The organism is Sporomusa sp. KB1 (assembly GCF_007830295.1).
Taxonomy (GTDB): Bacteria; Bacillota; Negativicutes; order Sporomusales; family Sporomusaceae; genus Sporomusa.
This window is the reverse complement of the sequence record NZ_VLKC01000002.1, coordinates 1,307,714-1,332,234: the sequence shown is the minus strand read 5'-3', so window position 1 is coordinate 1,332,234 and position 24,521 is coordinate 1,307,714. Positions and strand designations below refer to the sequence as shown.

Here is a 24,521-nt window from a genome sequence, read left to right as displayed (position 1 = left end):
GTGATTCTTTTGAGTCAGACAAGGGTAAGTGACAAAGAAAAGCAAAAGCAGCTTATTTTAAATGAGAATCTGTGGCAAGTAATGGCCCAATTATCGTGGCCGGCCATTGTTGCCATGGTTCTCTATGGGTTGAACACCGTTATTTCCGCTGTCTTTGTCGGCCGGTTCGTGGGCGAAACTGCGCTAGCGGGGGTTTCGGTGGCCTATCCGTTAACACAAATCAGCATCGGGATAGGTTCTCTGGTTGGTGTTGGCGCAGGTTCTGTAGTAAGCATTGCCATTGGCCGTCAGGATAAGAGCAGCCAGGAGCGGCTGCTGGGTAATGTTAATGTTCTTTCTCTGATTGTAACGGTTGTCTATATGATAGTAGGGCTGTTTTTCTCCACACAGATGGTAACGATGATGGGGGGAGAAGGCGACGTATTATTGTTGGGCGATATCTATTTTAAGATTACTGTCCTGGGTGCATTTTTCTGGATCTATGGACTGGCAGCTAATATGATTGTCAGAGCCGAAGGAAAGATGAAGTCGGCGGCAGTGATAATGGGGATTGGGCTGCTTGCTGATGTTGTTGCAAACTATGTTCTTGTCGCAGTCCTTGATTTAGGCGTAGCAGGTTCTGCGTGGGCGACCAATATCGGCATGTTCATCTATACATTGCTGGGCTGGATTTATTTTGGCAAAGATTTTTCGTCCTTTAAAACCAAAGCATTTGCGCTCTATTGGGATGGCGCTACCGTAAAGGCCATTCTGAGTCTGGGGATGTCATCGTTTATTATGATTGTCATGAGCCTGGTCCAGGGAATTGTCGTGTTTAACGCACTGGCCCGGTATGGTACGGTGCTCGATATTGCCTTTTATGGCGTGGTCTACCGGATATTTGTTTTTATGCTTACGCCGATTTTTGGTTTAATGCGGGCACTGCAGCCGGTCATCGGCATTAACTATGGCGCCGGGCAATATGAGCGTGTCATCAGCTCCTATAAAATATTTACGGTGGCGGCGCTGGCGCTGACGCTGCCTTTCTGGGTTATTTGCATGGCCGCGCCTGCATTTGTGTTAGGGTTGATGCTGCCTGATCAGGTTTTCGCCGGTAATCAACTGATGTATTTCCGGATCTATATGGTTATTTTGCCATTATTATCGGCCATTTTTATGGCAATGACCTTATTCCCTTCGATTAATAAGGGAAAACCGGCAGCGATGATCGGTATTGCCAGACAACTGGTTTTCTATATACCAGTTATGCTGCTTTTACCGAAAATGATTGGCGTTCCCGGCATTTATTTTGGATCACTGGCGATTGATGTAATGATTGTTTTATGGACTGTAGTACTGGTGAAAAAAGAATTTACGGTGCTGAGAACAAAAAATCAGCCAGTTGCTTTAAGTGCGTAGTGATGTCACACATACGCATAACGGAATTTACAGAGGCACACTTTGTTTCAGATTCCCCGCTAGTGCTGGCAGACGGTGAAGTCCATCTCTGGCAGGTTTTTACCCAGACATTCCAGTCCCGGGGCCCAAAGTTAAACCAACTCCTTTCCGGCGAGGAAAGCGATCAGCTGAAACGGTTTTATTTTGAAAAAGACCGGACGCGTTTTGCCGTTGCGCATGGAACATTGAGGATACTTGCCGGGAGATACCTGAATATTCCGCCCCGTCTGGTCAATTTCCGGAAGCAGTCCAATGGAAAGCCTGAACTGGCCGAATACCGCACTGCTGAATCCTTTTCCTTCAATCTTTCCCATTCTCATCAACTGGTGGTGTTGGCATTCTCGCGGTATCCCAATCTTGGCGTTGATGTGGAATACATCCGGCCCATGCCTGACTTTCAGCAGATTGCAGATTGCTATTTCCATGAAAATGAAAGAGCGGCCTTTCAAAGCGTCCCTTTATGCAAAAGAGAGAAGGCGTTCTTTGACTACTGGACGCGCAAGGAGGCTTTTGTTAAGGCGACAGGGGAGGGGTTAAGTCGCCCCCTTAATTCTTTTTTCACCTCTATTGGCAGTGTTAAGCAAGGCGGCATGCTTGGCATAGGCGGAGAGAGGATAATAACAGCAGACTGGAACCTCCTGTCGTTCACTCCTGCCTGGGATTACACCGGCGCTGTTGCGTTCGAAGCAAGGACTTCTCTTCTGAAAGAAAGTGGACATTTAATGGGAAAAGTACCTGCCGGAGGAACAAATAGGCAATGAAACAGCGCCGGCTTCGGATTCCCAATAAGGTAAAGTTGATTCTGAGCAGACAAAGACATCAGTGCTGCTAATTTGTATTTTAACGTTCGGAACGTGGGTGCTCAATTATGTTGAAGATATCTGCTTCCGGCGAAGGTAAGGAGAGAGGATACCACAATGGATTTATTTAATCAAAGTTTAGCTTTATTTCAAAAGGGTGGACCGGTAATGTATCTGCTGGCTATCTGTTCACTGGTGGTAGTGACAATTACTGTGGAACGTTTTTGGTATTATCGGGGGATGTCCACTGATGGGGTAGCATTTCTTGAAAAGCTTAAACCGCTGTTGAAGCAGCGTAATCTGAGTGCGGCCATACAGCTGTGTGAACAAATGCCGGCAGCAGTTTCTCAGGTAGCGCTGCAAGGGCTGCAGGCTTACCAACAAGATGGTGACGTACCAGGTGCGTTGGAGAGTACGGCCATACTGACAGCGGCTCGGCTCAGATCCTATTTGAATTATCTGAGTGGCATTGTTACATTGTCGCCATTGCTTGGCTTGCTGGGAACGGTAATTGGCATGATTCAGTCCTTTAGCGTACTAAATATCCAGTCCGGGCAGCCGATGGCCATTACCGGCGGTGTGGGGGAAGCGTTGGTAGCGACGGCAGCTGGGCTGAGTGTAGCTGTGTTGGCGTTTATTACTAATATAATTTTTACTCAACGCCTTGATCATCTGGTTACCGATATGGAACAAACCTGTGCGGTCGTTGTCGCTTCTCTACGGACATGGCCTGTACGGAGGGAAAATCATGAAATTGCGTAGTATGCGGATAGCTGAACAGCCGCAACTTATGGTTATCCCGATGATTGACATTATCTTTTTTCTATTGGTCTTTTTCATGATGAGCACATTGTATATGGTGGAGCAGCATACCATGCCGGTCAACCTGCCGCAGGCCGCGGCTGTACAGCAGGATACCCAACGCAATATCAATATTACTGTAACGCAGGACGGGCGGGTGATGTTTGATCAGGAAGAGATACCCCTGGCGCTCTTAAAAAAGCGGGTTGGTATTGAAACGGTAAACCAGCCGGATAAAGTATTTGTCTTGCGGGCTGATAAACAGGTGGAATACGGCAAGGTAATTACTGTTCTGGATGAATTGAAACTGGCCGGCGCCCGCCGGGTGGCGGTAGCAGCTGATGTGAAAGAGAGGTAATGGCTATGGCGATTGACGTACGCTGGCGGCGGGCGGCTGCGACCTCGGTCGTTGTTCATAGCTTGTTGTTTGCGGGGGCCGGTTATTTGGCAATCGGGTTATTCCCCCCACCAGCCTTGAGTGAACCATATATTGAACTGGCTTTCCAAAATGAACCTCAGATTACTTCTGAGCAAAGTAGTCTGGCACCGGCTGCGCCAAACAATGTGCAACCACAGGCAGTCGCTGCCGAACCACGCCCACAACCACGGGTTGCACCACAGGCACAGACGGCGGCGGTTGATACCGGCTCTGTACCGGTTACGGCAACCTCGGTCACCGGTGTTTCAGATGATAATAGCAATGAAGTCAGGCCGGTAGTGTCGTCGAGTGCCAGTGGTCCGGCCGGTAATGTCAGCAGTGGTGGGGTAGCGCCACCCGGCATTTTAGCCAAAGTAGAACCAGTTTATCCGCAATCGGCCCGCCAAGCCGGTATCGGTGGAACAGTCGTGCTGAAAGTGCAGGTCCTGGAGAATGGGCAACCTGGTAAAATTACACTTTTCCGGTCATCAGGGGATACATCACTGGATGAGTCGGCCATAACTGCCATGAGGCAGTGGCGGTTTGTCCCTGCCCGGGACAAGGACAGCGGTCGGACAATGGTATGTATTACTACCATTCCGGTGTCTTTCCGTTTAAATGGTTAATAACAGCGTCTTTTGCTGAGAATATAATCTGGTGGGACATCTCTCTAATCAGCTCTGAGAGAAGCAAGGGGAACAGATGGGCGTTGTTTTCGGTAATTGAGCAAGTTGGGATTGGATAAATTACTTGACTTTTTTCCCCTTTAATCATACAATCTAATTAATTACATAGGGAACAGGTGCCCGATTGGGCTTAATAGGGAAGCCGGTTAGAAGCCGGCACGGTCCCGCCGCTGTGATGGGGAGCCGGTTTGCAAACAAGCCACTGAAATAGAACATTATTTTGGGAAGGCGCAGACTAGCGATGATCCTAAGTCAGAAGAACTGCCTGTTTAACAATCACCGTTTAACCTACGAGCGATGGGGAGGGGATTTGTGTGCCGATTTTAGGCAAGCAATCTCTGTTATCTCCATTGAATGGTGACAGAGATTTTATTTATGTTAGGAGTTGTTTAGTATATGGCAGGAATTTTTTATGGTGTCGGCGTAGGGCCTGGCGATCCCGAATTACTAACTTTGAAGGCGATTAACGCTATTAAAACAGCAGATGTAATTATTGCTCCCCGGACAGAGAAAAAGGATGAAAGCACGGCAATGTCTATCGCCCGTCCTTATATTCAGGAAAGCAGCGAGATTTTGGAATTGGTATTTCCGATGAATTATAATGCACAGGCGCTGTCTGATGCTTGGGTGAACAATAAAAAGACCATCCTGGAACTTTTGGATGCAGGTAAAAAAGTGGCCTTTTTGACATTGGGCGATCCCATGCTATACAGTACCTATATGTATGTGCATCGCTTGCTGGAAGACTCGGGTCATGAGATTGTCAATATTCCGGGAGTGAACTCCTTCTCTGCTATTGGCAACCGCCTGGGTATGGCACTCGCGGAGGGGGGCGACATTCTTAGCATTGTACCGGCAACTATTAATGATGAACGGTTAGAAAGAGTGCTGGCTGTATCTGACAATGTTGTACTTATGAAAGTATATAAAAACTTTACCGAGATTGTTGAAAAACTAAATAAACACGGCATGGTGGAAAACGCTGTGATGGTTTCGAAATGTGGTTTGGAAGGTGAAGAAATCATCCATGATCTGGAATCTAATGGCAGCAAAAAAGTGAATTACCTGTCAACCATTCTAACGAAACGCTCCAAAGTGAGTAAACACGCACTGGCATGAGCATTAGCTCGTTAACACCGCTGCTCCGCCGTAAACAAGCCAAGGTGCGCGTGGCGGGTCTTGTGCTGTTGGCAGCTATGGTGCTATTCACCTTGGCTGCTATCGGGTTTGGCCGGGCAGATATTAGCATGGCTGATACCGCCAATGTAATCTATGGACAACTAACAGGCAACCCGGAGGCTTACGCCCATATCAATGCAGCTAAGATGGCCATTATTTGGGATATCCGTCTGCCGCGTATCTTAGCTGCCATTATAGTTGGCGGGGGACTGGCAGTTGCTGGTGTTGTTTTTCAGGCACTGTTAATGAATCCACTTGCTGATTCGTACACCATGGGAGTATCGACAGGGGCGGCATTTGGCGCTAGTGTGGCTATTTATCTCAATATTTTTGCGCAGGGCGGTCTGCCGGTAACCTTGTTTGCCTTTGGCGGAGCGGTGGCGACATTACTTATTGTTATGTCTATGGCTCGTGTAGGTGGCTATGTATCATCAGCTAATCTGATAATTGCCGGGATTATTGTCAGCAGCATCTTATCGGCGGCTATTAGTATGGTCAAAAGCCTGGCCGGCGAGCAGGTATCTGCTATTGTCTCGTGGCTTATTGGCAGTCTGGCGGCTAAAAGCTGGGAGCATGTGCTGTATGGCTGGCCGCTGATCCTGGCGGCCTGCTTTCTTTGCTACTATTATGCCGAAGATTTGAATATCGTATCTTTGGGGGATCGGGAAGCCCGTAGTCTGGGTATTAATGCCTCCCGTCTTAGAATAGTGCTGTTAGCCGCCGGTGCGCTAATTACGGCAGTATGTGTGGCTATTGGCGGTATTATTGGCTTTGTTGGTCTGATTGTACCACATATGGTCAGGATGCTGACAGGCTCGGATAATAAGGTGCTCATTCCACTGTGTGGTTTAACAGGCGGAATATTATTATTAACTGCCGATACTTTTGGGCGGTCGGTGGGCAATGTCGAGATACCTGTTGGTGTGTTGACGACCCTTTTGGGCGGCCCGTTCTTCGTTTATATTTTTAGGATGCGTAACAAGACGCTTGGGTAGGGGCGTTAAATATGATAAAAGTAGAAAATATACAATTTGGCTATGCGGCCAAACCTGTGCTCAAAGACATCAGCCTGAATATCAGGCAAGGTTGCTTCTGCGGCATTGTCGGCCCCAATGGCTCAGGCAAGACAACACTGCTAAATCTTATTACCGGGCAGTTGCAGGCGACTTCCGGCAATATTAGCATTAAGGGGCGGGATATCGGTTCTTACCGGATTGAAGAACTGGCCCGCCATATTGCTGTTATGCCGCAAAATATGGATATCAAATTTCCCTATACTTGCCTGGAGATTGTTGCCATGGGGCGCACTCCCTATAAAACAAGGCTGCAAGGGCTGACTGACCAAGACATGGCTATTATTGAAAATGCCATGCGGCTTACTGATACACTCGATTTTGCCGGACGGCTGGTCACGGAACTCAGCGGCGGGGAAAGACAGCGGGTACTATTTGCTAAGGCCCTGGCGCAGCAGCCGGAAGTTTTATTTTTAGACGAATCCTTTTCCAATATGGACATTTACTATAGCATTAAGTGCCTGAGCTTGTTGAAAGAGTTATGTATTCAGCAAGGGCTGACAGTGGTGTCAATTATTCATGATCTTAACCTTGTCAGTACCTTTTGTTCTGAGGCCGTTGTTTTAAAGGCGGGTCAACTGGTTAAGTATGGCTCGGCTCCGACTGTACTTGACCCTGAACTTATCGGCGAAGTATTCCACATCAAAGTGGTTCGGGCGGGTGAGACAGGTTTGGCCGTCCTCTCCAATCTGTAATAAGAAAAGACTTGGCTTGTACTCTTTAGGGGACCTTCCCATCTGAACAAGAAATTCCTGGAGGAAATGGTATATGAAAAGTAAAGCGTTCTACTTGGTTGTTCTTCTTCTCTTGCTGGCAATTGTAGCTGGCTGCGGTACTTCTAAACCTGCTGCCACGGCTAACGAGGGTATAATAAAAATTACCGATGACCTAAATCAGACCATAGTCCTTAAGCAGCCAGCCAAACGGATTATTTCTCTATACTCCGCCCATACCGAAAATCTATTAGCATTGGGTCTTGAGGCTGAGATCATCGGCGTCAGTCCGGCAGAATCTGATCCGGCGGCCAAGAACAAGCCAGTATTTGATTATCGGGCCGATCCGGAAAAGGTATTGGCGGCTGAGCCTGACTTGGTCATTATTAGACCATTTATTAAGCAAAGTCACCCCGACTTTGTCAAGACTCTGGAGCAGGCTAATATCAAAGTGGTTTGTCTTTATCCGGAGAAGTTTGAGGAATTTGACAGTTATATTAAAAAGCTGGCCATACTGACAGGCAAAGAGCAGCAGGCTGACGATAAACTGGCTGCTTTTCATGCTAAGCTCAACCAAGTCGCCGAGCATACAGCTAAGGCGCCGATTAAAAAACAGGTATATTTTGAGGCCACAGCAACCGAATACCGGACAATTACGCCTGCCAGCATGCCGGGGACAGTGCTTAAACTGGCTGGAGGATTAAATGCGGCCGCCGATGCGCAGCCATTGAAAGCCGCAAGCAGTATTGCTGCCTACGGCAGTGAACGTTTATTAATGAAGGCTGAGGAAATTGATATTTTTCTGGCACAACGTGGCCCGATGAATCCAGGCGTTACACCTGATAGTATTAAACAGCGTCCAGGCTTTGATAAGATAAAGGCAGTACGAGAGGGTAAAGTCTATATTGTTGACGAAGGATTTGTCTCCAGTCCTACCTTCCGGCTGGCTGAAGGTGTTGAACAATTGGCTAAACTGATTTATCCCGAAGTTTATAATGGGCAATAAGAAAAATCAAATGGCAAGAGTGTAAAAGTCCTGCTTGACAAGGTGTCATTGAATTCATATAATAATGTTGAGAATAAATATCAGTTACGCGTCAACATCAAAATGACGCAAATTTTTTACTTAATTACTGATAATGATTATCAATATTGAGAGGTGGATATCATGATGACACTTTCACAAGCCAAACGTGGTCAACGTCTTTTAATTGCTGCCATTTCTAATCCGACTATCAGGGCTCAAGCTATTCGCTTCGGTATTGCCGAAGGCGCCGAAGTAGAATGTTATGAGAAATTGCCTGCTGGTCCAGTTGTTATCGGCAGAGGCAAGCAAGAGATTGCGATTGGGCGCCGTTTAGCCGAAAACATTGAGGTGCAGCCAGCTTAGTGGATGAAATAGTATAATAGAAAGGCTCTCAGGTAGCCAGTGGAGGAGAAAATGGACCATTGTCATAATAACTTAACTCATATAAATATTCCTGAGGGAGCTAAGAAGATAGTTCTAGTGGGTAATCCTAATGTGGGAAAGTCAGTGTTTTTTAATGCATTAACAGGCATGTATGTGGATGTGTCGAATTTCCCGGGGACCACTGTTGATATATCGCATGGCCGTTACGGTAAAGATATAGTCATCGATACGCCCGGTGTATATGGTATTTCTTCCTTTAATGACGAGGAAACGGTGGCCAGAGATGTTATTTTGTCTGCTGATTTAATTTTAAATGTGGTCGATGCTGTGCATTTGGAACGTGATTTATTTCTAACGCTGCAGGTTATTGATACTGGTATTCCTACCATTGTTGCCCTAAACCTGATGGATGAGGCTGAGGAACAAGGGCTTAAAATAGATCTTGATTTGCTTGAGGATCTATTAGGTGTACCAGTCATTGCGACAATAGCAGTTAAGGGCAAAGGTATTTCTGAGGTCAAGAACCGGATCTTTGAAGCTCGTACCGGGATTATACCTTCACAGTTGAAAAATAGACTGGAAGGTATGATGAACCGGATTGGTTCCTGGGGTGAAGCCTTACTTGTACTTGAAGGTGATCCCCATGTGGCTGAGCGCCATGGGGTACCGCCGGGTGAACTGCGGGAGGAGATTTATCACGACCGCCGTCACCGTGTGAATGATATCGTCAAGCATGTAGTAACCGAAACAAGAGAAGGTGCGGCATTTGGTACTATATTAGGCCGGTATATGTTGCGGCCCTGGACAGGTATACCCATCTTTGCCTTAGTACTATACGCTATGTATTATCTGATTGGCGTTCTTGTAGCCCAGGATATTGTTGGCTTTACTGAGGAAACCGTCATGCAGGGCCTCTATGAACCGGTAGTACGGGATTTTGTTGGACGCTTTATTAGTGAGCAATCGATAATTGGTACGATCCTAATTGGTGAATTTGGTATATTAACGATGACAGTAACCTATGTGCTGGGACTGCTTTTGCCCTTAGTTGTCGGTTTTTACTTCGCGTTGTCAATCATGGAGGATTCAGGTTATCTGCCGCGGCTAGCTACACTGGTTGACCGTGTTATGACCAGTATTGGCTTAAACGGACGGGCTATTATTCCCTTAATTTTAGGTTTTGGCTGTGTAACCATGGCGACTATCACGACGCGAATTTTAGGAACCAAGCGAGAGCGGACAATTGCGACAGCCGTGCTGGGTCTGGCTATACCCTGTTCGGCACAGCTTGGCGTTATTGCCGGCATGTTAGCAGGCATTGGCACCAAATTTATTGCGATTTACATTTTGGTTATTTTGCTGGTATTAGGGATAACAGGCAAGATTCTCCACAAGGTATTGCCAGGAGAGTCTTCTGATCTCTTGATTGATCTGCCGCCTATCCGTTTACCACGCGGCGAAAATGTATTGAAAAAGACGGTAACCAAGTCGTATGCGTTTCTCTTAGAAGCTACACCGCTATTTATGTTGGGAGCACTTATTATTTCAGTGCTGCAGCTTAGCGGATTGTTGGAAAGTATTCAATTAGCCTTAGCTCCAGTAACAGAAGGGTTACTAAAATTGCCAAAAGAAACAGCAACTGCCTTTATTATGGGTCTTATCCGCCGTGACTTTGGGGCGGCTGGTTTAAATGATATGCCACTTACACCGGCACAGACTTTAGTAGCATTGGTAACCATTACGCTGTTTGTGCCATGTGTGGCCACTGTCATTATGATTTTTAAAGAACGGGGCAATAAAGAGGGCGCTTTAATTTGGCTTAGCTCGTGGGTGTTTGCATTCCTCATTGGTGCTATTGTAGCGGCCTTTGTTATTTGATCTAACAAAGCAGAGGTGATTCGTATTGGAACAGCAACTTTGTCCCCAATGCAAGATGATCTGTGATTCAGGGAAGATACGCTGCCCCCGATGTAACAAGCTGCTTTTAACTCAGTGTAATGGGAATTGCAGCAAGTGCAAGGGGAAAAATAAATGTTCCGGATAGAAGAAACCCCAGAGTTCAATTCAGAACTCTGGGGTTTTTCTTACTTAGTGCGCCCGGCATGGGCGCAGTCTAACGGGTGAAAGTCCCGAACACGCCCGGTAGTGGGAAGTGTATAGCCAAGGCCAAGTGCGTCCATCGTGAGATGGAGTGTGAAGGAAGGCGGCGGCAAATCTCTGGCCTGACGAACAGAAACCGCATCAGGCACAAATTGAGGATAAGGCTGCTAAACAAGTCGAAGTCCAATAACTACACGGAATCAGTCTGTGTAAATGCGGCAGGTAGATGGAGCGAAAGACTGCGTTCTTACCCGGGGAGGCCTCACGGACGGTGGAAGCATATTTGCGAAAGCCGGTTGAAATAAGATTTGTCGTGAGGAGTCAGATGAAGCCATACTAGCAGTACCGTCGACGATACTGTGAAGGGCGGAACCCTTGGAGGTGTTAGTAAATGAATGTTACCAGGAATCGGAACAATAGCAGAAAACACTGTGACAAAGGTGGTTGGCCGCAAAGGGATAGTGCGGAGCACAAAGAGTATGCGGGAGCGCTTACTGGTTCAGGGATAACTGAAAATAACAGCACCCATGCCAACAGACTAGAATGTGGACTGCTGGAAGAAATCCTTGCCCCAAATAATCTTAACCAAGCATACAAGCGGGTTAAGAAGAACAAAGGGGCAAGCGGAGTCGATGGGATGCAGGTGGAAGATCTTCTATCATATCTCAAAGACAACGGGGAGGAAATCCGGCAAACCATCAAGGACGGAAAATACCGACCTCAACCTGTACTGAGGGTGGAGATACCCAAAGATGGCGGGAAGAAAATGAGAAAGTTGGGAATACCAACAGCCGTAGACCGAGTCATACAGCAGGCAATAGCGCAGGTTTTGACGCCAATCTATGAGCCAAAGTTCTCGAACAACAGCTACGGATTCCGACCAAGAAGAAGCACCCATGATGCTCTCAAAGCATGTCAGAATAATATTTGCGACGGGTATAAGTACGTTGTGGATATGGATTTGGAACAATTTTTTGATACTGTGAACCAAAGCAAGCTGATAGAGGTACTGTCACGGAGTATAAAGGATGGGAGAGTCATATCTCTAATTCATAAATATTTCAGAGCGGGAGTTATTACGCGTGTGGGCAGATTCGAGGAAACGGAACTAGGAGTACCGCAAGGGGGACCTCTAAGTCCAATTTGTGGAAATATCCTTCTGAATGAGCTAGATGAGGAACTTGAACGAAGAGGGCACAGGTTCGTCCGTTATGCAGACGATATGCTCATCTTCTGCAAAAGCAAAAGAGCGGCCCAAAGGACACTGGAAAATCTAATCCCGTTCATAGAGAAGAAATTATTCCTCAAAGTGAACAAGGAAAAGACAGCAGTAGCCTACGTAGGCAAGGTCAAATTCTTAGGTTACGCGTTCTATATCAACAAGAACAGAAATGTGGGTCTGCGAGTACACCCCAAAAGCATTATAAAGATGAAAGCGAGGATTCGCGAAATTACATCAAGAAGCAACGGAATGGGATATGAGCAGAGGAAGGAAAAACTCAAACAGTTTGTAACTGGATGGGTGAACTACTTTAAACTTGCAGATATGAAGAATCTACTGAAAACAACAGATCAGTGGTTACGGAGACGTATCCGGATGGTTGTCTGGAAACAGTGGAAAAGGATAAGGACGCGATACGCTATGCTTAAGAAACTGGGAATAGTGGACTGGGTAGCATGGGAAGGTGCAAACATAAGAAAAGGGTACTGGCATGTTGCCCGTAACCCGATTGTTGCCAAAGCCATCTCTGCCGAGAGACTTAAGAAGGCAGGATATTTCAATTTTCTTGATTACTACGAGTCTGTTTGTGCGTAAACATAGGAGGAGCCGTATACCGAACGGTACGTACGGTTCGGTGGGAGGTCGGCTGACTCACTAAGGGTCAGCCTCCTACCCGATTACTTTTACTTAGACATATCAGCCGGGTCGGCAATAGCGATGTCGCCTTCTTCGCCGGTACGGATGCGGACGGCATTGGCAATAGGATAAACAAAGATTTTGCCATCACCGATTTTTCCGGTTCGGCAAGCCGTTTTAGCAGCCTCAAGCACTCGTTCAACCGGTACTTCACAAACGACAATTTCGATTTTTACTTTGGGAACTAGATTAATGCTATACTCTTGCCCTCGGTATACCTCAGTGTGGCCTTTAGTCAGGCCGCAGCCATAGACTTGTGTTACGGTCATACCTGTGACGCCAATTTTTTTCATTTCCTCTTTCAATTCTTCAAGCTTTTCAGGGCGGGTAATAATATCAATTTTCGTAATCGGTCTCATGATAAGTTCCTCCTTTTTCTATATACAGCGTGTTAAAGCTTTTTGCAGGCAGATGGGAGTTGGTACTACTACACCATCTGCCTGCACCTACAATGTCTTTAATCGGAATATATAGCATATATTAGTTACAGTTTACGCGAGAGTCGTTTTTTTCGCAACTAATTCTTGCGGGACGCCACTTGCAGAGGAACCAAAGGCAATTGGTGAACCTGTCATGAAATCTTGATAAGCATAGCCCCGTTCACCATGTTCAGTAATGTCAAGGCCTTGAATTTCTTGTTCAGCAGTAGCGCGAACTTCGATAAACAAGCTAATGGCTTTGAGAATAATGAAAGTCATTATGGCGGCAAATACCCAGCTGATGCCAACACCAATAAGTTGAGTGGTTAATTGACTGGCATTGCCGTAGAACAGGCCATCAGCACCAGCCGGGTTAACGGCTTTGGAGGCAAATAAACCTGTGGCGATAGCACCCCAGGTGCCACCAATGCCATGTACGCCAAAGGCATCAAGGGAATCATCATAACCAAGCTTAGGTTTCAGGACAGCCACAGCCAAGAAGCAGATAGCGCCAGCAGACAAACCGATGATGACTGCCGGGATAAGGCTGACAAAGCCAGCGGCTGGGGTAATAGCGACAAGACCGGCGACACATCCGGAAGCAGCGCCCAAAATGGTGGGTTTGCCATGATATAACCATTCAGTTAATACCCAGGAAACTGTGGCAGCAGCAGCGGCTACATGAGTAACTACGAAGGCGCTGGCAGCAAGACCGTTGGCAGATAAAGCGCTGCCGGCATTAAATCCAAACCAACCAAACCAGAGTAGGGAAGCGCCAATAACAGTCATTGGCAGGTGATGAGGCATCATGACTTCAGAGCCATACCCCTTGCGTTTGCCAATCATAAGGGCAATCGTGAGGCCTGAGACCCCAGAGATAATATGAACAACAGTACCACCTGCGAAATCCAGTACACCCAGTTCGCGGATCCAACCGCCTACACCCCATACCCAGTGAGCCATAGGATCATATACTAAGGTGGTCCAAAGCAAGGTGAAAACTACGAAAGCCCCAAACTTCATTCGTTCAGCAAAGGCACCGGTAATTAAGCCAGCAGTTATAACTGCAAACATAGCTTGGAAGATCATAAAAGCCTGATGCGGAATGGTTGCGGCATAATCGGCATTAGGTTCCATTCCAACACCGCTCAGGCCAACCCAGTCAAGCGAACCAATGAAATGGTTGACATCTGGTCCAAAGGCCAGGGAGTAACCCAATAATACCCATTGCACAGTGACTAATCCAATGATAAAAAAGCTTTGCATAAGAGTGCTTAAAGCATTTTTGGTTCTTACCATACCACCGTAGAATAAGGCTAAACCTGGAGTCATAATCATAACAAGTGCGGCGCTGATTAGAACGAAAGTTGTATCCCCGGTATCAATTTTGGCTGCTTCAGCTGGCGTCTCGCCGTCAGCAAAGGCAGCAGGTGCAAATACGAGCATTAACAATAAACATACCGTAAAAATAGTCCAGAGCTTTTTCATTTGTACATCCCTTCCTTTACTTAATATTTTTTGAATGAAAGTGTATTTTTGAATAAGTACATCCCCCCCTTGCGATATCCGGAAATAAAAAAAGCGCCTCAAAGGGATACCCCTTCAGGACGCCATTGTCCGGAATCGTAGACACAAAAGCCTTCGCAACTAGTTGCGAAGGCTTCATTGCCTAAATGATTAACTTGATGTAGTTACTATAACAAATGGTACAGACCAGTGTCAAGCAGAATTTTGGTTTTTAAGCAAAAAAGTATTTATATTGCGGAATTTGGAAATGATGTCTCACTGAGATGTACCTTGAATAAGAAAAAGTCTTATGTTATATTATATATGTAAAGTTGATATGGGAGCGGATGGGGCCTGGTGGTTCCTGCAGTCTTCAAAACTGTTCGTTGGGCGTTAATCCGTCCATGGTGGGTTCGATTCCTACACGCTCCCGCCATAGAGAAATCAAGGGTTTATGGCATTTGACCTTAAAATCCTATTGTATACCACATCTCATACGAAGTGCTTTGCCTCGACCATGCAAATCCGAAAATAAATTGAACCCGCGAATTTTGCGGGTTTTTTGCTGTGTACTTTTTGAAAGGTCTTGGATAGTTCCACTAAGCAAATAAGTTTTACTTAAAAAAGCAAAAATGGTACTTATACACTGCCGAAATCAAACAAAAGGAAGTTGCAACACGTTGGAAGTTATAAGAATTTGAGTATTAATTGAAATATTATTTTATTGCATGGATAGGTTGTCAGCAACCCCGTCCCCTGTAAGATATAGTACAGAAGGGTTATCCATTTTGGGATAGAAAAACTCCGAACAATCAGTTTCTAGGTATAATGAGGAAGAAGGATATGAATGGCCCCGTCCCAGGGAAGATTTTTCTATACCCATGCCTACAGACAATTCATCCATTTCCAAAGCATTTACGTTTTAGCTGGTTGGGAGCTTATTCCCGTTTCACGTGCAAGGCGGTAATCTTTGAGCTTGGAATGGATAACCCTTCAATTTATCTTATAGGAGGTCAGCGGTGTTGACTAATCGTCCGGTTATTGGCATTGATGTAGCCAAAAATTTTTGTTCTTATGCAGCAGTATCTCCAACTTGTACTACCTTTTTGAAACCTTTAAAGCGTTAAATACTAAGCAAGGGCTTTTATTTGTTCTAGGGCAAATAAGAAAAGTGGAAGAAGCATTTAGTAGTAAACCGCTCATCGCCCTAGAATCCACGGGTCACTACTCTCAGCGCATCGTCCACTTTTTCTTGAAACAGGGTTTTGAAGTCTACCACATCAATCCCCTTATCTCCCATTCTATCAAAAATTCTGTTGTAAGGAAAGTTAAGACAGATCGGGTTGATGCACTTGAATTGGCCAGACTGTTATTTGTTCATGCTTTTTATCCTACAACTATGCTTAAAGAACAGCTGGCCAATTTGAAGGTCTTAGCAAGAACAAGGGGGCAGTTGGTAGAACAACGAGCCAATTTGCTCAATAAGTTACAGTGTGCTATTGAACAAATTGCTCCTCTTTTTCCTACTATCCTTAACCCGGGATCGCTTACGGCATTGACTCTAGTAAATAAGTTTCCCACACCCTGTGAATGGAGCAAGAAAGCCAATCAGCATGTCATACTGGACATGCTGCAAACGGTATCCCGTAAGGGTAGATTATATGCTCAGCAAAAATATGCTGATTTGTTATCTTGCGCCGATGATGCCCAAGTTACTGGCATATCCTTGTCGGCCTATGCCGCCACAATACAATGCTATGCTAGCATTGTGCAATCTTTAGACGCACAAATTAGTTTACTCGATGACCAGATTAAAGCACTTGCTGAACAGTTACCGGCAATCACTTTCCTAAAAAGCATTCCGGGCATAGGTGATACATTAGCAGCTATCATTTTGGGCGAAATTGGTGATATTGAACGGTTTGCGAACGCTAAGCAATTAGTGGCTTTTAGCGGTATCGACCCTTCGGTTAAACAATCGGGGAATTTTGTAGGGACAAAGAATAAAGTAACCAAACGGGGATCACCATTTCTCCGACATGCACTCTATATCGCTGCTACGACGTCTATCCGTAAGGAATCTAAAGGTTCGCAGGTTAACTCGGTGATTTATGAGTATTACCAACGGAAAATCGAAACGAAAACCAAGAAACAAGCCTTAGGCGCTGCTATGAACAAGCTACTACGTATCATATTCTCGGTATTAAAGAATAAGCAGCCATTTCGTTTGATTACCCCTGATCAGCAGGTTGAACTGTATCAAAAACACCTGCAAAAGGCGGCTTAACGAAGACGAAAAACAAAACATTACATTATACCTCTATCAATATCGTTCGATATTGATAGAGGCTTGTTTGCTATACTTATTTTTCCATAAACAAAAATTGTAGTTAAGGGCTTGACTTCACTTAGCTGGTCTCAGACTAAATAATTGAGACAAAAGGATATCAGAGCTGCTATCCTTTTTAAGTTCACCGCCAAAGCAGTAAGCTTGGTCTGCATACTCATACTTTTAAGACCATACCCCCGGGCGCGGTCTAATCCGTAATAAGTTGGAGTATGTAATTTTTTGGTATTTTATCATATAAGGTGGAGTACAAACTTAACTGCTTAGGCGTATTTTTAAGCATTCAAGTTGCAGCAGGTAATATTGTGTCGATTATAGAAGAATATTAGGAACATTCTAGAAGAAGATTGGGCAGAAAATAGAGGTAAAGGGGTAAGGATGTGAATATAACCGTAGCGAAACTTTCCACATTACCACTCTTTATGAAAGGATTTAAATTAATTGCCGGCGCCGAAGGATTGAACAGAGAAGTCGGGCAGGTTACCGTTATGGAAGTTCCCGACTTTGCCGAGTATATGCAAGAGAATGTCTTTGTGCTTACTACTTTATATGCACTTAAAGAAGATACAAATCTTTTGAGTGAAATTATTGCTAAACTTGGTAACAAGAAGATTGCGGCTTTGGCAATAAAAGTAGGGCGTTTTATTGAAGAAATACCATCTTATGTGATTGAGACTGCCAATAATTATGGATTGCCATTATTCTCTATGGATAAAAATATAACCTTCCGCGAGGCTATTGGTACGATATCTGCAGAAATAATTGACAGTCAGTTTAATACATTTAAAGATTTGAACAAGCAATATGAATATCTCCTATCCTCCGTTTTAAAAGGAGATAAAATTGAGGTATTCGTTAAGTGTCTTGGAGAGGGTCTAAATTGTTATTGCGCTTGCGTATCACCGCTAGGACAAATGCTGGCTCATTATGCCTCCTCCGAATTGCAAGGCGGGGACGAGGACGTTGAATTATTAGTTAATGAGGCCAGTAATTCACGGCGAAGTCTTTTGGGATATACGCAAATAAATGATGATTACTTGTTTCCCTGCTTGGCGCGTGATCAGTTTATGGGGTATCTCGTATTAAAAGGCATTAACCAAATGGGTGACAGTCAATTACTTTTCGTGAGGCAGATGGTGGTGTTCTTGTCAATAAAACTATTAGAGAAACATCTCGTTATCGAAACAGAGCAACGTATGATAACTGCTATTGCCGATGAGATACTTTTTCAACGTTATGAAAACGAAGCCTTGTTGCAGGAACGAATTAAGCTCTTAGGATTAACTCCTCAAAAATATCATTTTGTTATATTTATCTCCTTTCGTAATACAGAATCCAACGATTCGCTTCAATTTACAAGTCATCAGTTGCTTACGCGATTGCGAACGGTATTTACCCATAGCGCCGTTTTTTTTAGATCGACAGAGATTGTGGCGATTGTTTCATTACCTGACCAATCGCTGACGGCTTACCATAAAACTATAAAACGAGCCATGACGACCCTTATGAAAAGTGAGCAAGTGCAGCAAAATAATAAATTTGATTTAGGGTACAGTATGTCAGTTGCAGATTTAAGGAAAATTCCGGACTGTTATGAACAGGCTAATAAGGCTGTAAGGTTAGGGAGAATTTTTAAACCTGAATCTAATTTGTTTTGTTATGATGAGTTCATCAAGGAAGGATTACTGCTTCACAGTTTGGGTACCAACGAGTACAACATGATGGCAAGAACGATTATAGATCCAATTAGGGAATATGATAAAAAGTGTAATGCAGAATTATGGGCAACTCTTGAAGCCTGTCTTGTCAGTGGCTCTTTGGAGAAAGCGGCTCAAGCACTTCATATACACGCTAGTTCTCTTCGTTATAGATTACAGAGAATACATGACATAACTGGTACCAACTTCTTTTTGCCGGAGGGAAAATTTGTCTTGCAAATGGCCTATGTTTTATCGAAGCTGGATTCAGACGCAATTCATGAGGTTTCCCTATAGTATTAATGCTCGACTAATAATTATCTGATTTAATAGTATTCGTAGAAAATTAGGAAAATAGCCATACGTTTTTAGAGTCTTTATACGAAGGCTCTATTTTTTTTTTGCAGAAATCAAATAGTGTAGTCAAATAACAGATATAAGGGGGGCTTTATGATGAATGTAGGCATATCATCATTGAGTGCATATGTGCCGTATTACCGCCTGAAACGGGAAACTATAGCACGGGCATGGGAACGACGCGCAATCAAAGGGGAACGAAGCGTAGCAAATACGGATGAAGACAGTTTGACAATGGCGGTTGAAGCGGCGATTGCTTGTCTTCAGAATTCTGATCGCCAGGAAATTGATGCACTGTATTATGCTTCAACGACTGCGCCATATGCAGAAAAATCGATTGCAAGCATGATAGCTGTCGTATGTGATTTGAAGAATGATCTTGTCACAGCTGATTTTTCCAATACGACGAAAGCTGGAACGAGCGCTTTGAAAGCAGCAATTGACGCGGTAAAAGCAAAATCAGCTAGAAAAGCACTAGTTACTGCGGCTGACTGCCGTAATGGTTTTCCGAAATCCGATCAAGAACAACTATTTGGCGACGCAGCAGCTGCTTTGGTGGTTGGTTCGGAAGACCTAGTTGCAGAGATCGTTGAATGCTATTCGGTAAACACTGAGATTATTGATGTATGGCGAAATGTTAGCGAACGATATGTAAATCATGGTGAAGGACGTTTCATCACTGATAAAGGCTACATGACCGCCATGACGCAGGCTGTAAAAGGCATCTTAAAGAAAGCCGGGAAGAAACCTGAAGATGTCCAAAAGGTAGTATTGTCTACTCCGGGCATGAAAGAGAATGCCGCCGTTGCCAAAAAAACCGGCTTTACTCCTGAACAAATTCAAGACTCCTACATGCTGCAAATTGGAAACTGCGGTACTGCTCAGCCGTTATTGTTGCTGTCAGCCGCGCTGGAAGAAGCTAAGCCTGGTGAGCTCATATTGCTGGCCGCGTATGGAAACGGTGCAGATGCTTTTTTGTTCCAAGTTACTGATCAGGTGCATAAAATCCAACAAAAACCGACAGTTAAATACGCTTTGGAAACCAAAAGAACGCTTGAATCGTATAGTCGATATTTGTCTTTCCGAGATTTGCTTGAGACTGTTCCCGGCGAGCCTTTCCGGACTTTTCCTTCTAATTCTGCCTACTGGCGGGAACAAAAAGGCATTTTGCGTCTTTATGGCAGCAAATGTACAAGTTGTGGTCAAGGGATTTTCCCAATCAACAGAATCTGTCCTTCCTGCGGCGCAAAAGATGAGTTTAAGGAAGTTAGACTTTCTGACCGTCATGCAAAAGTATTTACCTATTCCATTGATAATTTAGCGGGGCGTGGTGACGACCCGGTGGTTGTCCAGACAGTTGCTGATGACAGTGAGGGATTCCGCTATTACCTGTTAATGACTGATTTTAATAATGAAGAAGTAAAGATCGGTATGGAAGTAGAGTTTACGTTCCGGAAGATCTATGAAGGCGGCAATTACATTAACTACTATTGGAAATGTCGTCCAGTAAGAAACGGAGGTGACCAGTAATGTCAATTAAAGATCAGATTGCAATAGCTGGTATGGGATGCTCGAAATTTGGCGAGCGCTGGGACTGCGGAGTGAGTGACCTTGTCGTTGAATCGGCTTATGAAGCCTATGAAGATGCGGGAGTTGGTCCAAAAGACATTCAGGCTGTGTTTGTTGGGCAATGTTATGCCCCCGTGGGTGGTCTGGCGGGCGCTCAAGTTATTGATGCGTTGAAACTTAAGAATATTCCTGTCATCAGAAACGAGAACTGGTGCTGTGCGGGCCACGTTGCTCTGATTTCCGCGATTATGGCTGTCGCCAGCGGCGCTTATGATGTTGTCATGGCGATTGGCGTAGAAAAACTTAAGGATACTGGATTTCCAGGTTTGGGAGCTGGGCGAGGGATGAGCCCTGTTTACGAAGCCAGAAGAACCGCTCCAGGATCATTTGCTTTGATTGGTACCCGATACTTTGAACAGTATGGCCTGTCTCCGGAAGAAGGAAAAGAGGCAATTGCCAAAATTGCCGTTAAAAATCATAGGAATGGCATGTTATCGCCTAAGGCCCACTTTCATAAGGAAATAACCATCGAAGAAGTTCTGAAAGCTCCGATGATTGCTTCGCCGCTTGGTCTATATGATTGCTGCGGCAACAGTGATGGATCGGCATGCGCCATCATCACCCGAACCGACACCGCAAAGAAGTTGCGCCAAGATCCTATTTATGTAAAGGGGTTTGGCATGTCAATGGATTCGGTTCTTCCTCATACAAGACCAGGATTTAGCTGGACAAGTTTTGACGCATTGAAAACCTCATCGTCTAAAGCCTACGAAATGGCTGGTATCAAAAATCCGCGCACCGAGATTGACGTGGCAGAAGTTCACGATTGCTTCACAATCACAGAAATGCTGATTTATGAAGATTTTGGCTTTAGCGCTAGAGGAAAGGCTAAAGAAGATATTGATGCAGGCTTTTTTGAACTGAACGGAGGATTGCCGGTCAATGTCGACGGAGGATTGAAATGTTTCGGGCATCCAGTCGGAGCCAGCGGACTGCGGATGACGTATGAAATCTATAAGCAGCTTCAGTATAAGGTGGACAATCCCAAACGTCAGGTAAAGGATGTAAGCCGCGGCCTTTCACACACCTTTGGCGGGGGACCACAGTTGAGCTGCGTGTTTATTGCTGGCAACGAACCAGGCTAACAGCTATTGCTAAGTTCGGTTTCGCATGGAAATAGAATTTAGGCTTTGTATATACGCTCAGATTTGCATCGTGGAATAAAACGTACTCGGCAAAATATAAAAGGGGAGATTTTGTGATGGCACAAAAAGGTGCGCTAGAAGGATTGAAGGTTCTGGATTTGACTAGGGTATTGGCCGGTCCCTATTGTTGCGCTCTTTTGGCGGACATGGGAGCCGATGTCATAAAAATTGAGCAACCAGGCACAGGTGATGATGCAAGGTTTTTCAACCCATTCAAAAATGGTGAGAGCTCGTACTATATGAATATGAACCGCAACAAACGGGGAATTACCTTAAACCTGAAAAAAGGCCAAGACGTATTTTTGAAAATGGTCAAAAGTGCAGATGTTGTGGTTGAAAACTTCCGCCCCGGAGTAATGAAGAAGCTTGGGTTAGATTATGAGGAACTGAAAAAAGTTAATCCGCGGATTATTTATGCAGCTGTATCGGGATTCGGGCAAACCGGGCCCTACAGCCAATGGCCGGGTTATGACCTTATCGCCCAAGCAATGAGCGGCATTATGAGCGTTACCGGGGAGGCAGACGGAGAACCAACCCGCACGGGCGGCCCTATCTGCGATGCTGTCGGCGGAATGACAGCCAGTGTTGGAATACTTGCTGCGTTGCAATACCGTAACAAGACGGGCGTTGGGCAAATGCTTGACATTTCGCTGCTTGATTCGACGGTTGCCATTATGGCAACCATTAATCAGCATTATTTAGTTGATGGGCGGATACCTCAACGTCGCGGCAATTCATACGAATCGGGCGCTCCGATGGAGTCTTACAAAGCAAGTGACGGAGAGATAGTCCTTGCTGTTGGTAATGATAAAATGTGGAATAAATTGGTTGACCTGATGGAAATGCCTAAGCTTCTCGAAATGCCTGAGTTTGAAACCGTTCACAAGCGCGTTCAAAATCGGAAACCGTGCAAAGAATATATTGAACAATGGTCGAAGAAATGGACGGTAGCTGATTTGGTTAAAACTTTGCTTGATGCTGGCATTCCGGCGGCGCCAATTTATAATATTGCCCAGGTATGTAATGATCCGCATATTGCCGGGGCTCGAAACATGTTCGTCGAATTCGACCATCCGATCGCGGGGAAAGTGAAAGTCACGAATTCAGCGATACGAATGAGTGAAACTGATGCATGCGTCAAAATGCCGTCTCCTACCTTGGGACAGCATAATAATGAGATATATAAAGATGTCTTTGGTTTTACCGAAGAAGAGATAGCAGCTTTTCGTAATGAGAGAGTAATTTAAAAAACTTAAGATGTGATCCTGATGTTTTTGGAGAACGTCAGGCCTCAGCAGCGAGTGACAGTACGGTTCCTATGCAGCAGTGGTTTCATCGGCTGTTAATATCAAAAAAATCGTTGATCGTATTTAGTTGTAGTCCGGGGAAATGAGATAGTGGAGGCAACCCCGACTGTCTGTTATGTGGGTGATCAATTTTTAGTTTGACAGAGGCTTCTATTGAGAAAGATGAATAAGTTGTATGCATTTTGAGCCAACAGATGGTTAATTGTGGCGAATCAACGATTATCTAAATATAGTTAAGGGAGGGAAAGTATATTATATGAACGGTCAAGCGAATGTGGTCACTCCAGCAGATCAGCCGGTAACCAGTGAAGTCTGGAGAGTATTTATTTTTGTATTCTTGGGATGGACGCTGGTTAATTTCAGCAACGTTTATACGCTTGCTTCACCATTTATGATTGAGGAGCTTCATTTTGAAATTGGCATGATTGGTATTATAGCCAGCGTCTATTCTGCGGGAGGGTTTATCAGTTCTCTCTGGTTGCCACTTTTAGCGGATAGAAAAGGCAGACGCCTGGGGATGAGTTTGAGTATCCTGGCGGCCGCTTTGTTTAACGGTGGTATGGGGCTGATTAATAATATTTTTCAGGTATTCGGACTTCGTTTTATTGCAGCACATGGACAGACCTGTCAGTGGGGAATAGGTGCATCCTATCTGTCCGAAATGGTTCCTGCCAAAGATCGAGGAGGATTTTTAGGTGCGATGCAGAGTGGCACACCAGTGGGTACATTTCTTTGCTCCGGCGTGTTCGCGCTAGTATCCGGCTGGGGCTGGGGCTGGAGAGAGTTTTGTTATGTAGGTTCGTTCGGGCTTATCCTGATTCCATTTGTTATGGGCATGCTCAAGGAGAGCCCTCAATGGATTAAATATAGAGAAGATGTGCAAAAAGGCTTGATTGATCCTACCCAGAAAAAAATCTCATTGTCCGAGCTATTTAAGCTAAAGTATCGAAAAAACACTTTGATTGCGATGTCATTGCATATCGTTGGAGCATTCTGGGCGTGGGGAAATATGACGTGGTTTCTTGTTGCCATGCGTACAGACTTCCATTTTGACGCTGTGACTTGTGGTAAAATGAATATGCTTCTCTGGGGAACTGCTATTTTGGGGTATCCGATTATGGGTAAGATTTCTGACATCATTGGTCGCAAGAAAGGAATGCTGCTTGCCAGTTCGCTGACAGTGATCTCCTGCATATTGCTATATATTGCTTCGAAGGGCAACGCAGCGTTAGCCTCACAGGGTAGTATGCTTTTATATATAGCAACCATTATGCTTGGATTCGGTATGGGTCAACATTCTGTCTTGATAGCTTATTCGAGTGAGATATTTCCATCTCACATTCGGGCTGTAGGTACTTCTATTTCAATCGGCGCCGGGCGTGCATCTGCCGTCTTTACTATGCTTTTACTTGGTTATATTGCTCAGAATTCCTCCGCTACAACGGCGGAATTGGTTGCGGCATTTGGTGGTTGGCTGATGGTTCCGATTGTCTGGCTTTTCGGTCAGGAAACTGCTAGACGGAATCTGGACGATATCATCGACTAGCTGATGTCGTCCAGCAGAAGAAAGTGTAAGAG

21 protein-coding genes, 1 tRNA gene and 1 riboswitch are annotated in these 24,521 nt (G+C 45.0%); of the genes, 19 read left to right on the top strand and 3 right to left on the bottom strand.

Going from position 1 to position 24,521, the window contains the following annotated elements:
• The first annotated feature begins 9 nt into the window (after positions 1-9).
• From SALPA_RS09890 to feoB, 11 genes are all read left to right on the top strand, one after another.
• On the top strand, positions 10-1,398 hold the full coding sequence (locus SALPA_RS09890) for an MATE family efflux transporter (protein ID WP_145093001.1): 1,389 nt from the start codon (positions 10-12) through the stop codon (positions 1,396-1,398).
• Between the two features lie 62 nt (positions 1,399-1,460).
• A complete protein-coding gene (locus tag SALPA_RS09885; RefSeq protein WP_222427940.1) occupies positions 1,461-2,198 on the top strand; it encodes a 4'-phosphopantetheinyl transferase superfamily protein in 738 nt (245 codons plus the stop codon).
• Between the two features lie 156 nt (positions 2,199-2,354).
• Positions 2,355-2,999, top strand: coding sequence for a MotA/TolQ/ExbB proton channel family protein (locus SALPA_RS09880; RefSeq protein ID WP_145092995.1), 645 nt, complete (start codon positions 2,355-2,357; stop codon positions 2,997-2,999).
• Positions 2,986-3,396 (top strand): biopolymer transporter ExbD, encoded by a 411-nt coding sequence (locus SALPA_RS09875; protein WP_145092992.1) that lies wholly within the window; start codon positions 2,986-2,988, stop codon positions 3,394-3,396. The genes SALPA_RS09880 and SALPA_RS09875 overlap by 14 nt, the downstream gene beginning before the upstream one ends.
• Positions 3,397-3,401: 5 nt before the next feature.
• Entirely contained in the window at positions 3,402-4,082 is a 681-nt protein-coding gene (locus tag SALPA_RS09870) for an energy transducer TonB (protein WP_186451009.1), read from the top strand.
• A gap of 157 nt (positions 4,083-4,239) precedes the next feature.
• Positions 4,240-4,426: riboswitch (cobalamin riboswitch) on the top strand.
• Positions 4,427-4,538: 112 nt separating this feature from the next.
• Positions 4,539-5,261, top strand: a complete 723-nt coding sequence (cobI, locus tag SALPA_RS09865) for a precorrin-2 C(20)-methyltransferase (protein WP_145092986.1) — start codon at positions 4,539-4,541, stop codon at positions 5,259-5,261.
• On the top strand, positions 5,258-6,316 hold the full coding sequence (locus tag SALPA_RS09860) for an iron ABC transporter permease (RefSeq protein ID WP_145092983.1): 1,059 nt from the start codon (positions 5,258-5,260) through the stop codon (positions 6,314-6,316). Before cobI ends, SALPA_RS09860 begins: the two co-directional genes overlap by 4 nt.
• Before the next feature lie 11 nt (positions 6,317-6,327).
• On the top strand, positions 6,328-7,089 hold the full coding sequence (locus SALPA_RS09855) for an ABC transporter ATP-binding protein (RefSeq protein WP_145092980.1): 762 nt from the start codon (positions 6,328-6,330) through the stop codon (positions 7,087-7,089).
• Positions 7,090-7,162: 73 nt separating this feature from the next.
• Complete coding sequence (locus tag SALPA_RS09850; RefSeq protein WP_145092977.1) at positions 7,163-8,113, top strand: ABC transporter substrate-binding protein; 951 nt, start codon at positions 7,163-7,165, stop codon at positions 8,111-8,113.
• A gap of 162 nt (positions 8,114-8,275) precedes the next feature.
• Positions 8,276-8,497: a ferrous iron transport protein A gene (locus SALPA_RS09845; protein ID WP_255451125.1), complete on the top strand. Its 222-nt coding sequence runs from the start codon at positions 8,276-8,278 to the stop codon at positions 8,495-8,497.
• Positions 8,498-8,548: 51 nt separating this feature from the next.
• The gene (gene feoB / locus SALPA_RS09840) at positions 8,549-10,396 is read left to right on the top strand and encodes a ferrous iron transport protein B (RefSeq protein WP_145092974.1); all 1,848 of its coding nucleotides are present in this window, start codon (positions 8,549-8,551) and stop codon (positions 10,394-10,396) included.
• A 206-nt stretch (positions 10,397-10,602) separates the two neighbouring features.
• Here feoB and SALPA_RS30275 read toward each other — a convergent pair whose 3' ends face one another.
• A complete protein-coding gene (locus SALPA_RS30275) occupies positions 10,603-10,767 on the bottom strand; it encodes a hypothetical protein (RefSeq protein ID WP_222427939.1) in 165 nt (54 codons plus the stop codon).
• 242 nt (positions 10,768-11,009) lie between these two features.
• Here SALPA_RS30275 and ltrA point away from each other — a divergent pair, with 242 nt between their 5' ends.
• Positions 11,010-12,434, top strand: coding sequence for a group II intron reverse transcriptase/maturase (ltrA, locus tag SALPA_RS09830; RefSeq protein ID WP_145092090.1), 1,425 nt, complete (start codon positions 11,010-11,012; stop codon positions 12,432-12,434).
• Between the two features lie 89 nt (positions 12,435-12,523).
• Here the strand turns inward: ltrA and SALPA_RS09825 are convergent, their stop codons facing one another.
• Both SALPA_RS09825 and SALPA_RS09820 read right to left on the bottom strand, forming a co-directional pair.
• Positions 12,524-12,895 (bottom strand): P-II family nitrogen regulator, encoded by a 372-nt coding sequence (locus SALPA_RS09825; RefSeq protein WP_145092970.1) that lies wholly within the window; start codon positions 12,893-12,895, stop codon positions 12,524-12,526.
• A 132-nt stretch (positions 12,896-13,027) separates the two neighbouring features.
• Positions 13,028-14,443: an ammonium transporter gene (locus SALPA_RS09820; protein ID WP_145092967.1), complete on the bottom strand. Its 1,416-nt coding sequence runs from the start codon at positions 14,441-14,443 to the stop codon at positions 13,028-13,030.
• Positions 14,444-14,800: 357 nt separating this feature from the next.
• Between SALPA_RS09820 and SALPA_RS28915 the strand changes: the two genes are divergently transcribed.
• From SALPA_RS28915 to SALPA_RS09790, 7 genes are all read left to right on the top strand, one after another.
• Positions 14,801-14,897 (top strand) — tRNA-Sec (locus tag SALPA_RS28915).
• Positions 14,898-15,632: 735 nt separating this feature from the next.
• On the top strand, positions 15,633-16,748 hold the full coding sequence (locus SALPA_RS09815; protein WP_255451122.1) for an IS110 family transposase: 1,116 nt from the start codon (positions 15,633-15,635) through the stop codon (positions 16,746-16,748).
• A 440-nt stretch (positions 16,749-17,188) separates the two neighbouring features.
• Positions 17,189-18,802: a PucR family transcriptional regulator gene (locus SALPA_RS09810; RefSeq protein ID WP_145092961.1), complete on the top strand. Its 1,614-nt coding sequence runs from the start codon at positions 17,189-17,191 to the stop codon at positions 18,800-18,802.
• A gap of 153 nt (positions 18,803-18,955) precedes the next feature.
• Entirely contained in the window at positions 18,956-20,392 is a 1,437-nt protein-coding gene (locus SALPA_RS09805; RefSeq protein ID WP_145092958.1) for a hydroxymethylglutaryl-CoA synthase, read from the top strand.
• Entirely contained in the window at positions 20,392-21,576 is a 1,185-nt protein-coding gene (locus SALPA_RS09800; RefSeq protein ID WP_145092955.1) for an acetyl-CoA acetyltransferase, read from the top strand. The genes SALPA_RS09805 and SALPA_RS09800 overlap by 1 nt, the downstream gene beginning before the upstream one ends.
• 116 nt (positions 21,577-21,692) lie before the next feature.
• Positions 21,693-22,883 (top strand): CaiB/BaiF CoA-transferase family protein, encoded by a 1,191-nt coding sequence (locus SALPA_RS09795; protein WP_145092952.1) that lies wholly within the window; start codon positions 21,693-21,695, stop codon positions 22,881-22,883.
• Between the two features lie 316 nt (positions 22,884-23,199).
• A complete protein-coding gene (locus SALPA_RS09790; protein ID WP_145092949.1) occupies positions 23,200-24,489 on the top strand; it encodes an MFS transporter in 1,290 nt (429 codons plus the stop codon).
• Positions 24,490-24,521 lie beyond the last annotated feature (32 nt).